Annotated in this window: 11 protein-coding genes; 2 read left to right on the forward strand and 9 right to left on the reverse strand. The window is 45.8% G+C overall.

The window, feature by feature from the left end; genetic code table 11:
- Nucleotides 1–3: 3 nt before the first annotated feature.
- Together BIW15_RS19280 and BIW15_RS19285 are read right to left on the reverse strand one after the other, a co-directional pair.
- Nucleotides 4–1,887: a methyl-accepting chemotaxis protein gene (locus tag BIW15_RS19280; RefSeq protein WP_005458057.1), complete on the reverse strand. Its 1,884-nt coding sequence runs from the start codon at nucleotides 1,885–1,887 to the stop codon at nucleotides 4–6.
- Between the two features lie 226 nt (nucleotides 1,888–2,113).
- Nucleotides 2,114–3,685 carry a BCCT family transporter gene (locus BIW15_RS19285; RefSeq protein WP_005458059.1) on the reverse strand — a complete coding sequence of 524 codons (1,572 nt, stop codon included), beginning with the start codon at nucleotides 3,683–3,685 and terminating at the stop codon, nucleotides 2,114–2,116.
- Nucleotides 3,686–4,080: 395 nt separating this feature from the next.
- On the opposite strand from BIW15_RS19285, the gene cosR reads away from it, so the two are divergent.
- Entirely contained in the window at nucleotides 4,081–4,557 is a 477-nt protein-coding gene (gene cosR, locus BIW15_RS19290; RefSeq protein WP_005494763.1) for a MarR family transcriptional regulator CosR, read from the forward strand.
- A 37-nt stretch (nucleotides 4,558–4,594) separates the two neighbouring features.
- Here cosR and BIW15_RS19295 read toward each other — a convergent pair whose 3' ends face one another.
- The 6 genes from BIW15_RS19295 to BIW15_RS19320 form a co-directional block, all read right to left on the reverse strand.
- Entirely contained in the window at nucleotides 4,595–5,233 is a 639-nt protein-coding gene (locus BIW15_RS19295; RefSeq protein WP_005458063.1) for a response regulator transcription factor, read from the reverse strand.
- Nucleotides 5,217–6,581 (reverse strand): cache domain-containing protein, encoded by a 1,365-nt coding sequence (locus tag BIW15_RS19300; protein WP_005458065.1) that lies wholly within the window; start codon nucleotides 6,579–6,581, stop codon nucleotides 5,217–5,219. The genes BIW15_RS19295 and BIW15_RS19300 overlap by 17 nt, the downstream gene beginning before the upstream one ends.
- A 114-nt stretch (nucleotides 6,582–6,695) precedes the next feature.
- Entirely contained in the window at nucleotides 6,696–7,982 is a 1,287-nt protein-coding gene (locus tag BIW15_RS19305; RefSeq protein WP_005483284.1) for a TRAP transporter large permease subunit, read from the reverse strand.
- 12 nt (nucleotides 7,983–7,994) lie between these two features.
- Nucleotides 7,995–8,534, reverse strand: coding sequence for a TRAP transporter small permease subunit (locus tag BIW15_RS19310; RefSeq protein WP_017448440.1), 540 nt, complete (start codon nucleotides 8,532–8,534; stop codon nucleotides 7,995–7,997).
- 125 nt (nucleotides 8,535–8,659) lie between these two features.
- Nucleotides 8,660–9,748 (reverse strand): TRAP transporter substrate-binding protein, encoded by a 1,089-nt coding sequence (locus tag BIW15_RS19315; RefSeq protein ID WP_005494757.1) that lies wholly within the window; start codon nucleotides 9,746–9,748, stop codon nucleotides 8,660–8,662.
- Between the two features lie 487 nt (nucleotides 9,749–10,235).
- A complete protein-coding gene (locus BIW15_RS19320; protein ID WP_005490722.1) occupies nucleotides 10,236–10,625 on the reverse strand; it encodes a hypothetical protein in 390 nt (129 codons plus the stop codon).
- Between the two features lie 270 nt (nucleotides 10,626–10,895).
- Between BIW15_RS19320 and BIW15_RS19325 the strand changes: the two genes are divergently transcribed.
- Entirely contained in the window at nucleotides 10,896–11,561 is a 666-nt protein-coding gene (locus BIW15_RS19325) for a DUF2982 domain-containing protein (RefSeq protein WP_005494755.1), read from the forward strand.
- Nucleotides 11,562–11,581: 20 nt separating this feature from the next.
- On the opposite strand, the gene BIW15_RS19330 is transcribed toward BIW15_RS19325, so the two are convergent.
- The gene (locus BIW15_RS19330; protein ID WP_077281473.1) at nucleotides 11,582–12,238 is read right to left on the reverse strand and encodes an MBL fold metallo-hydrolase; all 657 of its coding nucleotides are present in this window, start codon (nucleotides 12,236–12,238) and stop codon (nucleotides 11,582–11,584) included.
- Nucleotides 12,239–12,334: the final 96 nt, after the last annotated feature.

Consider the following 12,334-nt stretch of genomic DNA (forward strand, 5'->3'; position numbering starts at 1 on the left):
GAATTACAGTTTAAAACGTTTGATCTCTTGCTCAAGCTCGTGAGACAGCTCAGATAGGTGCGCTGCTTGCTCCGCTGCTGAGTGAGCTTCTACAGAAAGCTCGTTCGATACGTCGCGGATGCCTTCTGTGTTACGAGTGATTTCTGTTGTTACAGATGCTTGCTCTTCCGCCGCAGACGCAATTTGCGTTGCCATGTCGCTGATGCGCTCTACCGCACTGTGGATTTGCGTCAGGCTCGCTGCTGCAGAATTCGCGTCATCCACACTGGTATCAGCCAAACGACGACCATCTCCCATGATATCAACCGCTTTCTTGGTTGTACCTTGAAGCATTTCGATCGTTTCTTGGATTTCTTTCGTCGATGCGTGAGTACGTTGGCTCAATACGCGAACTTCGTCAGCAACAACCGCAAAACCACGACCTTGATCGCCTGCACGCGCCGCTTCGATCGCCGCGTTCAGTGCCAACAAGTTAGTTTGCTCTGCAATGTCTTGAATCGTCGATAGAATCGTGTTGATGCTATTACCGTGCGCTTCAAGTTCTTGGATAACATTTGTCGCGACTTGAACTTCTTGCGCCAGATTCTGGATAGAGCCTTGCGTTTGATTCACTTGGCTAGAACCGTGAGCACATGCTTGCACCGCTTCTTCAGAGCTATGCGCTGTGCTGTCTGCGTTACCCGCAATCTCTTGCGTTGCTGCTGCCATTTCATTAACCGCAGTCGCAACCATGTTGATTTCGTCTTGCTGGTAAGAAATACGCTGGCTACGTTCTTCTGCTTGTTGTGCCGTTGTACGTGCTTGCTCAGAAAGTGAGGCAGAAACTTGGCTTAGCTTGGTAACCATCGTGTGCATGTTACCCACAAAGCGGTTGAAGTTCTCAGCCAGTTTGCCCACTTCATCGTCACTGCGAGGTTCTAGGCGTTGAGTAAGGTCGCCCTCACCAGATGCAATTTCTTCCAATGCATCAGACACGCGGCCTAGGTCACGGAACAAGAAGCCAACCAACCAAGATACCGCAAGAATCACAACGATGGTGATCATCACAGCGGTGATCAGCAGGTCACGAAGCAGTACTGCATGGCCTGCTTCTTCTGTTGCGCGATCCATTTCAATCGCGAACATCCAATGCGTGCCAGGTACTTTCTTGAAGTAGTAAAGCTTCTCTTGGCCTTTCAGCATCGTGCTTTCAATCTTGCCTTCTGCTGCCGCACGCTCAATAGCCTCTTCTGAAAAGTCTTTTAGAAAACTGGTGATAGGCTTAAGCGTTAGGCTTTTATCTGGGTGAGCAAGGAACGTACCTTCGTTCATATCAATCAACATTGCGTGCGCATTTTCACCCGCATCAAGATTGATTACGTCATCGATAAGCTGATCAATAAGTACGTCAGCACCCACTACACCGATAAACTTGCCGTTTTTCATTACTGGTTCAGCAATGGTCACTAGCAATGCGTTAGTGATAGCGTCTTGATATGCTTCTGTGATGATCTGCTTACCTGCTGCATTGGCATCTTTATACCAAGGGCGAGTACGCGGATCGTAGTCAGCACGGTTACGCTCTGGGTGAGAACGATACATATCGCCGTTTGGTGTACCCAAGAAGATGTCGTCAAAGCCACCAGCTTTGCGTGCTTGCTGTAGGAAAGGAACAACGTCTTGCTCTGTCGAGTAGTCGTTGAATGCGCTTGCAATATCCTTACGGATATTAACCCAGTCCGAAATACCTTCTGACGCTGTGGTACTTAGACTTTGTGCTCGTGAATAGACACCTGAACGAGTCTGATCAAATAATTGACCAGCCGACAACCAAGTAAGTGCTGTTGCCATCACAACAACAGCAGAAAGGCTTGCGCCTATTAGCTTTTGTTTTAATGATATTTTCATAATTATAATTGAGTTGGGAGAACAGTTAAGGTGGGTGAATATTACACACTTTTTCACGACTATTCACTAATTTTTAAAAAACAAAATAGCGCATTAACTCTTTGTAAAATATGGACTTTTACGTGTCATTTTTTTGTCTAGCGTCAGAAAAACCGCACAAAAAAAGCCAGCAGGGTGCTGGCTTCTTAATTACTTGTTATTTAAGCAAATTTATAAAATTGATCGATTATTGACGCTCTGTCTTCATCCCCATCAATAAACTTACACACATTGCTAGCAATATAAAGGTAAATGGCAGTGCTGTAGAAATGGCGCCCGCTTGTAACGCTTGTACCGCTTCTGAGCCACCAATCCAAAGCAATGCAACCGCAATCGCACCTTCCATAAATGCCCAGAAAACACGTTGCAATACAGGCGCATCGACTTTACCACCCGCCGTAATGCTGTCGATAACCAACGAGCCAGAGTCTGAAGAGGTGATAAAGAATACCAATACCAGAACCACAGCAATGATCGACAATATGTTGCCAAATGGCAGCACATCAAACATTTGGAACATCGCCAGTGATACGTCGGTCAGACCGTTTGCGCCTAACTCGCCTACTTTGTTGACGACTTGATCAATCGCCAGACCACCAAATACCGACATCCAAACCACGGTGACTACCGTCGGAACAATCAGTACCGCTGTGATGAACTCACGTACTGTACGGCCGCGTGAAACGCGAGCGATGAACATACCAACGAATGGTGACCATGAGATCCACCAAGCCCAGTAGAATACCGTCCAGCCTTGGAACCAAGCTTCGTCGGTACGACCAAACGGGTTACTCAATGGAATGATGTTTTCTACGTACGCCATTAACGTTGTTGGGATCGAGCCTAAACTCGCCGCCCAGCCAATCAAACCAACAAGGATAAGCAGCAAAAACGCTACAACCATGTTGATGTTACTGATCACTTTTACGCCGCCGTCGATACCGCGAACAACAGAAACCACTGCGAGCAGAGTAACCACAGTGATAACTACAATTTGCAAACCTAAACCAGGTTCAACACCAAATACATGGTGAATACCACTTGCCGCCTGCTGAGCGCCCAAACCAAGTGATGTCGCTAGACCAAATAGCGTGGCAAGTACTGCAAGAATATCAACGATATGGCCAGCCCAGCCCCAAGCGCGATCGCCCAATAATGGGTAAAAGATCGAACGCATTGATAGAGGCAAACCTTTGTTGTAGGTGAAAAATGCAAGTGAAAGTGCCACAACGCCGTAAATTGCCCAAGGGTGAAGACCCCAGTGGAACATCGTCGCGCCTAGCGCCAAACGTGCGGCTTCTGGTGAGTTTGCTTCTACGCCAAGTGGCGTTTCGTACCAACCAGTGAAGTAAGCCACTGGTTCTGCCACACTCCAGAACATCAAACCAATACCCATACCGGCTGCGAACAACATCGCGAGCCAAGACATGAATGAATAATCAGCGACCGCATCTTTACCGCCTAAGCGTATTTTCCCGAGCGGCGACACAATCAACGCTAAGCAGAAAATAACGAAAATGTTACCAGCGATAATAAACAGCCAGTCGAATGAACCAATGATCTTCCACTTAAGCCCATCCAATGCCGTCTTCGCGGTATGAGCATCTAGAACTAATGCTGCGACAAGAAACAGTGCAATAAAGCCTGCACTAATACCAAAAACTGGGTTATGAACATCAAAGCCCCACTTTTGAACGTTGTCTTGACCTACCGTATAGTCGGTACTGTCAATACTGTACTTATCTATACCCTTTGTCATCGTTCCTCTCTATTTTTGTATTATTTTTTCCGTACCAAACAAAAAATCGTTCGAACACGATACGTTTTACATTCCGTGAAAGCGGAAGATCCTATCATTTGAGGCGTTTTTGTCTATCTTTTGCTGTTAAAAAATCCAATAACTTACTTTTCAGTCGGTAATTTGCATTACAAAAAGCGTAAATCCCCACACCATTAATTAGACCACAAACAATTATTGCTATAATAATTTTAGGTCTTTCTGTTTCAGTTGCACGAGCGAATAAAAAGAAATCGCCAAAGACGAATAAATAGTTGAAAAATGTCGACCTAAATTTTGACTGCAGCCCTTTAAATAACAGCGCATTTGAGTTAGTGTCGCGTCGTTACATGTTCCCTACAGACTGGATGAAAAAATTGGAAAAGTACGAAGAAGTATTGGTCTCGATTCGTCAGATCATCCGCGCTATTGATTTACATTCTAAAAAGCTGAGCAAAGAGTCGGGATTGACCGCTCCGCAATTGATTTTGATGCGTGCTATCAATGAGTTAGATAACGTGACTATCAAACAGTTGTCTAACCACACCAATATGAGTCAAGCAACTGCGACCACGATTTTGGACAGATTAGAACGCAATCAACTCGTTGAGCGTCGTCGTAGCGTTGAAGATAAACGTAAGGTACATGCGGTACTTACCGAGAAGGGCGAAGAAGCTCTGAGACAGGCGCCAACTCCGCTGCAAGAACACTTCATCAATCGATTCCAAAAATTGGAAGAGTGGGAACAAACATTGCTGCTTTCTTCTGTCCAGCGCATCTCCACCATGATGAACGCAGAAGACATCGATGTAGCGCCTCTTCTAGAAATCGGCAGCATCACCAAACCAGAATAATCACCTCTTTAAGTGCTCGTATTAAACGGGCACTTTTTTATTCCGTCAGCCCCGTTTCAAATGCGTATTTGGCTAATTCCGCTGTCGAATGCAAATCTAATTTATGTTTGATGTTGTGACGATGCGTTTCTACTGTTCGATAGCTGATATTGAGTAACGTCGCGATTTTCTTACTGCTATTGCCTTGTGCCACCAATCTCAAGACCGCCTCTTCTCGTCGACTAAGCGGATTGGGTTTATGATGAGCGGGTTTGATTTCTTGCGTAAAGAGCGTCTGAGTTACGGACTCGCAAAAATAGGTTGAGCCTTGGTTCACGGTTTTGATGGCTTGCACCATTTTCTCGGCTGAAATTTCCTTGAGCATGTACCCCACTGCTCCAGCCTGCATCACTTTCATGATGTATTCGCGGTTATCATGCATCGTAAGCATGAGAATTTTACTCTCTGGTAATTCCTCTTTAATCACACCCGTTGCTTCGATGCCATTCATGATTGGCATGCTGATGTCCATCAGCACAACATCCGGTCGCAGATGCTTAACGACCTCAATCGCTTCCAAGCCGTTGCTTGCCGTGCCAATCACATCAATATCCGGCTCCAGCTCTAAACGCGCGATAAATCCATCTAACACCACTTGGTGATCATCGACGATCACCACACTAATCGGTTTGTCCATAAACTAATTCATCCAAATTCAAAAGCACGGTAATTTCCGTGCCTAAACCAAGCTCACTCATGAGTTCGAACTCGCCACCAATAAACTCCACACGTTCTTGCATGTTGCGCAAACCAATCCCTTGGCGATGCACAGCTTGGTTGACGACAAACCCTACGCCATCGTCTCTAATGAGTAATTGCAGCATATTGCCCATTTTTTGCAAAATAACCGTCACTTTTTTCGCTTTTGCATGCTTTTCAATGTTATTTAGCGACTCTTGCGCCACGCGGTAAAGCGTTGTTGCGACTTCGGAGGTCAGCTTATGCTGTTGAGTGTCAAAATGGCTGTCGATATCAATTCCAGAGTGTGAATGAAAATCTTGCAGCAATGTCGTCAACGCAGCTTCCAAACCGATATCATCCAATGCGCTTGGACGAAGTTGATGGGAAATGTGCCGCACTTCATTAATTGCCGTCACCAAAGAGCGTTGTGATTTGTCGAGATGTGACTTGAGCTTTTCATCTTGCAATCGATGGCTCATTAAATCCAAATGACATTTACTCGATACCAGAAGCTGATTGATCCCATCGTGCAATTCGCGCGCTAAATGTTTCTTCTCATCTTCTTGAAACATCACCGTTTTGTGAGCAAGTTCTTTGAGGTTTTTATCGGCAAGTCGATGCTCATGTAAATTGATGGCTAAAGTCAGCACAATGATCACCGCCACGGTGACCACCAAAATCACCACCACGGAAAAAAACGTGGTCTCGATGTTTTTGTTCACCGCTGCACGCATGTTCGCGACTTCTTGGCTGACATCTTCAATGTAAAGACCAGTGCCAATCATCCACTCCCATTTATCCAACCATGCGGCGTAACTGAGCTTGGGTACAATGTCGCCAGTCGAGGGTTTCTGCCACAAGTATTGGTGAAAGCCGCCTCCGGATTGCGCTTGGTAAAGCAACGCTTCTATAAGCCTGTCGCCATTTTCGTCTTCTAGGTGAAGTAAGTTCTCCCCAACCAATTCAGGAAGAACGGGGTGTACGAGGTTAGTGCCGTGTTTATCGTAAGCAAAGAAGTATCCGTCAGAGCCGTAAGTTAAGCGATTGAGAATGGCCTTCACTCGCGCTTTAGCGACACGTTCTTCAATCGTCGAATCGTTGTAAATGTGGGAAATAGCATCAAATGCGACATCAACGGTATCTTTGAGCGCCGCTTCTTTGGATTGAATGAGGTTTTGATGGAAGATCTCCACCTCTCGTTGCCCCAATGTTTTGGCCTGATAAATGGAAATCCAACTGATGCTTGCCGACACTAAAACCACCGGAATCAGTGTCAGCAAAATTAACTTGGCTTTGAGAGGCATCCTTCCCTCCATGAAACGCTGCCCAACGGGTCAATATGCCCCAAGAGCAGCTTAACAACTTGTCTCAAAAGGTGAAGACTCTCAGCTCACAAAATCTCTTTTATTCCTTACCAATTAACCCATGCCGTAGAAACTTGGGAAAAACAGTAAGGAGGCAAGGACGAGAATTTGAATCGCAATGAATGGCATCACGCCACGATAAATATCCCGTGTAGTCACGCCTGCAGGCGCAACCCCTTTCAAATAGAACAAGCTGAAGCCAAATGGCGGTGTTAAGAAGGAGGTTTGTAAGTTCATCGCGATGAGAATAGCAAACCACGTCATGTTGATGCCGAGCAGCTCAGCAACCGGTGCGATAATAGGAACGATGATGAAACAGATTTCAACGAAGTCGATAAAGAAGCCCAGAATCAAAATCACAATCATCGTAATGATCAAGAAGCCCCACTTCTCACCCGGGATCTGCAACATCCATTCTTCAACCAGATAGTCACCGCCTGTATACGTAAACGCCATCGAGAACGCCGTCGCACCCAGCAAAATCGCGAACACCATCGCGGTCACTTTAACCGTCTCTTTCGACGCATCGTAGACCATTGACCAACTAAATTGCTTGTACAGTACGGCGAGAACAATCGCCCCAGCCCCGCCCAGTGCTGCCGATTCCGTTGGCGTTGCAACACCGGCAAAGATGGAGCCCAACACAACAATGATCAACGCCAATGGTGGTAATACAGCTTTCAGCGCCTTGATCACTTCTTCCCTGCGGCTGAGTGACTCATCACGTTCAATCGGCTGCGCTGCTTCAGGGTTAAGCTTGGCGTAAATAAGGATGTAAACAACGTATGCACCCACTAGCGCGATACCCGGCCACACGGCCGCTTGGAACAAATCTCCCACTGGCACGCCAAGCACATCGCCGAGCAAAATGAGTACGATAGAAGGAGGAATAATTTGCCCCAACGTACCTGAAGCACAAATGGTTCCGCACGCGAGGCCTTTGTCATAGTTGTATTTGAGCATCACAGGCAGAGAGATCAACCCCATGGCCACCACCGATGCTCCCACTACGCCAGTCGATGCCGCAAGTAGCGCGCCCACCAGCACCGTCGAAATTGCGATGCCGCCACGGACGCCACCAAACAGACGCCCCATCGATTCCAGCAGCTGCTCTGCTAGCTTCGTTTTTTGCAGCACGAGCCCCATGAAAACAAACAGCGGTACAGCCATCAGCACCGTGTTTTCCATGATGGATTGAATTCGATATGGCATGAAGGCAAACATGTCCATGCCCTCTGCCCAAACACCAAAAATAAGAGCAATACCGCCGAATGTGAACGCGACGGGAAACCCGAGCAGTAGCGCAAAGAGCGCCACAAAAAACATCACTATACCGATCATAATGACTTCCTTTTACGACTTACCGTTGTTACCGGCATAGATAAGATGAGGGTTAACGATTTTATTGACTGAGTGCAGCAGCAAACCAACGCCACTCACCGCCATAAATAAGAAAGAAACCGGGATCATGCCTTTGATTATCCATCGATACGGCAAACCACCTGGGTCACCAGACGTCTCGCCCAAGGCATAACTCTCTTTCGCGAAATCAATACCAAACCATGCGACCAGCAAACAAAAAGGAAAGAGGAAAAACAGGGTGCCGATGATGTCGATGATGGATTGCGCTTTATATGACAGTCGCTCATAAAAAATGTCGACTCGAACGTGACCGCCGGATTTGATGGCATAAGGCACGCCAAGCAAAAAGACAGCAGAGAATAAGTGCCACTCCATTTCTTGAAACGCGATAGACACGTCGTTAAACACGTAACGCATCACAACGTCATACACCACGTTCAACAACAACAAAATGAAGAGGATGCTGGATAACCACCCCAGAAAATCACCAAAGCGGTTGAAGATTCGCTCAATATAGATAAGGCTTCTCATTCCGAACTCCATGGAACGTGTGGGTTGGCTCCGCAGTATCTACGGAGCGTTTTTATGATTTTTATTTGAAATTTTTCTTGGGCTTCCTCGTCAGCCAAATCATACGATTTGGCCAGACCGAGTTTTTATTGCGCTTGGCTATTCAAGTACGCTCGGTGCGAGATGTTCGACCATGGACGAACTTGCTTAATGTAGTTCGCTTGAGATTCTTGAATCTCTTTTGCCAACGCATCTTCCTCAGCATGCTGTTTAAGCAGCTTGTCATTGGCAGCACGCAGCGCATCCATCACCTCAGGTGGGAAATCTTTTACTTCCACATTTGGGTACTCAGACTGAATAGATGCCCAGTTTTTGCCGCTTTCATGCTTCGATTGCGTGTACATGTCGTACGCAGCGGTTTTCATCGCGACTTGGAGGATTGCTTTCAGATCATCCGGTAGACGCTCCCAAGTTCGCTTATTGACGAGGAACTGAAGCTCAGTCGCAGGCTCATGCCAACCTGTGTAGTAGTAAGGCGCAATTTTGTGAAAGCCCATGCGTAAATCCAAAGACGGACCTACCCACTCCAACGCATCGATAGTGCGACGCTCAAGTGAGGTATAAAGCTCACCCGGTGCAATGTTGGTTGGCTTCGCGCCTAATTCAGCCAAGATTTCACCCGCAAAACCCGGAATACGCATCTTCAACCCTTGTAGGTCATCGACCGACTTAATTTCTTTTTGGAACCAGCCACCCATCTGGACATCGGTATTACCACCAGGGAAAGACATCAAATTGTGCGGAGAGTAAACCTTTTCCATCAACTCCATTCCGCCACCGTAGTAGAACCATGCGTATTGTTCTGTCGGCAACATTCCGAAAGGCATAGAAGTGAAGTAAAGCGTGTTTGGCACTTTGCCTTTCCAGTAATAAGACGCAGAGTGTCCCATGTCGTATTGGCCGGATTTCACCATGTCGAATACGCCAAATGGTGCTTTGTGTTTGTTCGCAGAGTCGATACGAATTTGTAGGCGGCCGTTTGACATTTCCTCTGCCATTTTCGCCATATTTTTCGTCGTGTCGCCAAAGATTGGGAAGTTAGGCCCCCACGTTTCAGCCAGCTTGAGGCGATATACTTTTTCAGCAGCATTTGCAGAAGTTGCCACGAATGTCATCGCTGCCACTACGGCAGTCATTTTGAGCACTCGTTTCAAAGATTTTTGGATAAGACTCATCATTCACGTCCTTTGTCACCAAGGTTATTGTTGTCATCCATTTCATGCGGATTTGAAGTACGACAAGCTGACCAGCACCATTCTCGTGTCAAAACACGAGCCGAGTCGCGACGCTTGAAGTAACTTGGGTATAAAGATGTAACAATGTTGTCTAATTCGAAATGGGCGTGAACACGCAAGTTATCTTAGTATCAATAACCTAATTAGCCCTTAGTATTACGTATTTATACGTAGGAGATTAGAAGGTGGTAATGTTATAACGCCTTAAATCATTAAGTTATGAATCAGGCATGAAAGGCATTATTTAGAAAGCTACTTACGTATTAACTTGCCAAAAAATTTACACAGTATTTAAAAAAATGTGACAAACGCCATTTTTGTATCGCTAAAATGCACGCTTGTTTAGAAAGGAAAGTAAGAAATTAGGGCAAAAAAAATACCCCGGCGATCACCGAGGCATTGTATAAAAACAGAACAATAGCGGTAATTAAACTGCTTTGTAGATAACTTTGTTACCTGCCAACTGCTCTTTTTGAACTAGGTTTTCTTCAAGAAGCTTCTTCAGTGCGCCAGTAGCCCATGATGCTGCTTTAGCGTCTTCTTGACCCGCTGCTAAACCGATGCCTTTAGGGTTGATACCTTCAGCATTCGCTACAACGATGTCTAGTACTTGTTGTTGCTTAGGAGTAAGTGCAACATCAACAGTTTTCGCTGCAGCTACTTTCTTCTCAGCTACTGCTTTCTCCACAACAGGTTTTACTGCTGCTTTTTCCGCAACAGGCTTTGCTGTTTTTGGTGCTGCAGCTAGGTTTGCTACTGTCGCTTTAATGCGTTTTTGCAGTTTCATCTGCACTTTACGCTTATGAGCAAGTCTCATTGAATATTTCTCCAGTTCACTGCATCTCAGCAGGGATGAAAATTTGAAGCGCGTTTTATACCAAAATTTACAATCGATTTGTAGGTTTTAGCGGCGAAACGCTACGAAAAATGCGCTCAAAGCTTAGAACGTCTACTATTTAAACAGATTATTTGTGAACGGATTTATTGAATACTGGGTATAAAAACAGAGGTTTCGTTTTGATTAAAAGCATCAAGATGCATATCAAGAAATCTCGATTTTATTTAGAGTATTCATTGAGGTATGAGCATGGAAACGCTGCATCTAACAAATTCACACTTCAAGTCTGATTCGCCAATCAACAGATTGATTTTGTTGCTGGTAGCGCTCATTACACTATTTCTTGTCGTGATTTCTCCGGGTTGGAAACAAGCAATGCTTTCCGTCATTTTGATGGCAATCATCGTCGGTTTCGCCGTCTTGATGATTAAGAAAAGCCAAGTCACTTTCACACTGACCGCCTCGCACTTTCAACAACACCTGTTTAAAGGCGGTTGGGTTGTCCGTTGGCGAAATATTGAGTCCATTGGTATATGCAGTTATCAACAAGACGGTTGGCATCAACCGCTCCCGTGGATAGGCATCCGCTTGAAACACTACTCCCCTTATCTTGATGCAATTTGCCCGCGTATCGCGACGGAGATTTTACTTAGCCAACGCGCTTTGTTGTATTTGGGCGCAAGGCAGAACCATTGTGAAGAGAAATTTGAAGATATGGTGCTCGACCCACAACCGTACACTAGCAAAGCGGGAAAACAATACGACGGTTTGCAAGCCATGCTGGCGAATAGAATGAAGTATCAAAGAAAATTTTACGGCTATGATGTGTTTATTTCTGCCAGTGATTTAGACAGGGAAGCCGACGAATTTGTAGGGCTGACTCGGCGATACTTAGCGGCCGCCGAGCCAGAATAGTAACGAGTACAGACAAGGCGCTAGTATAGTGGCATCTCGTCAGCAACAAACGGGTTGGTTTTGCGCTCGTGACCGAAGGTAGAGTGAGGACCATGACCCGGTACAAATGTAACATCGTTACCTAGAGGCCAAAGTTTCTCTTTAATTGAACTAATCAACGTATTGAAGTCGCCTTGGGGGAAGTCAGTACGACCAATGCTACCGTTAAACAGGACATCACCAACAAACGCTAAACGGGCTTCTTCACTATAAAGTACTACGTGACCTGGTGTATGACCCGGCGTATGGATAACGTTCAGCTTTTGATTACCAAAAGTGACAACGTCACCCTCATTCAACCATTGATTCGGCTCAAATGCCTCAGTTAGAGGGAAACCGAACATTTTGCTTTGCCCTTCCAAACCTTGTAGCCAGAAGTTATCCGCTTTGTGCGGCCCAACGATTTCTGTTCCGCCTAACAGCGCTGATAATGGCTCAGTACCGCCAACGTGATCTAAGTGACCATGGGTCAATACCAATTTCACCACATCAACACCCAGCTCTTTGATGAGCATTGCAAGCTGTTTTTCGTCACCGCCAGGATCAACAACGATGCCTTTCATCGTTTCGTCACACCACACGATAGAACAGTTTTGAGAAAAAGAAGTCACTGGGACAACTTGGTATTTCAGAGCCATAGATAACCTATTACCGAATAAATTTGCGTTAAAACTGCCGCAACTATGACACTAACCCTAGGCGACTTCAAGACTTACGCCAGCCCTAAAATAGGC

Origin of the sequence: Vibrio sp. SALL6 (genome assembly GCF_002002385.1) — a bacterium.
Lineage (GTDB): Bacteria > Pseudomonadota > Gammaproteobacteria > Enterobacterales > Vibrionaceae > Vibrio > Vibrio parahaemolyticus.

Coding starts and splice junctions, on each gene's coding strand:
- BIW15_RS19280 (WP_005458057.1), bottom strand. CDS start 1,887: ATGAAAATATCATTAAAACAAAAGCTAATAGGCGCAAGCCTTTCTGCT.
- BIW15_RS19285 (WP_005458059.1), bottom strand. CDS start 3,685: ATGACAAAGGGTATAGATAAGTACAGTATTGACAGTACCGACTATACG.
- BIW15_RS19295 (WP_005458063.1), bottom strand. CDS start 5,233: ATGGACAAACCGATTAGTGTGGTGATCGTCGATGATCACCAAGTGGTG.
- BIW15_RS19300 (WP_005458065.1), bottom strand. CDS start 6,581: ATGCCTCTCAAAGCCAAGTTAATTTTGCTGACACTGATTCCGGTGGTT.
- BIW15_RS19305 (WP_005483284.1), bottom strand. CDS start 7,982: ATGATCGGTATAGTGATGTTTTTTGTGGCGCTCTTTGCGCTACTGCTC.
- BIW15_RS19310 (WP_017448440.1), bottom strand. CDS start 8,534: ATGAGAAGCCTTATCTATATTGAGCGAATCTTCAACCGCTTTGGTGAT.
- BIW15_RS19315 (WP_005494757.1), bottom strand. CDS start 9,748: ATGAGTCTTATCCAAAAATCTTTGAAACGAGTGCTCAAAATGACTGCC.
- BIW15_RS19320 (WP_005490722.1), bottom strand. CDS start 10,625: ATGAGACTTGCTCATAAGCGTAAAGTGCAGATGAAACTGCAAAAACGC.
- BIW15_RS19325 (WP_005494755.1), top strand. CDS start 10,896: ATGGAAACGCTGCATCTAACAAATTCACACTTCAAGTCTGATTCGCCA.
- BIW15_RS19330 (WP_077281473.1), bottom strand. CDS start 12,238: ATGGCTCTGAAATACCAAGTTGTCCCAGTGACTTCTTTTTCTCAAAAC.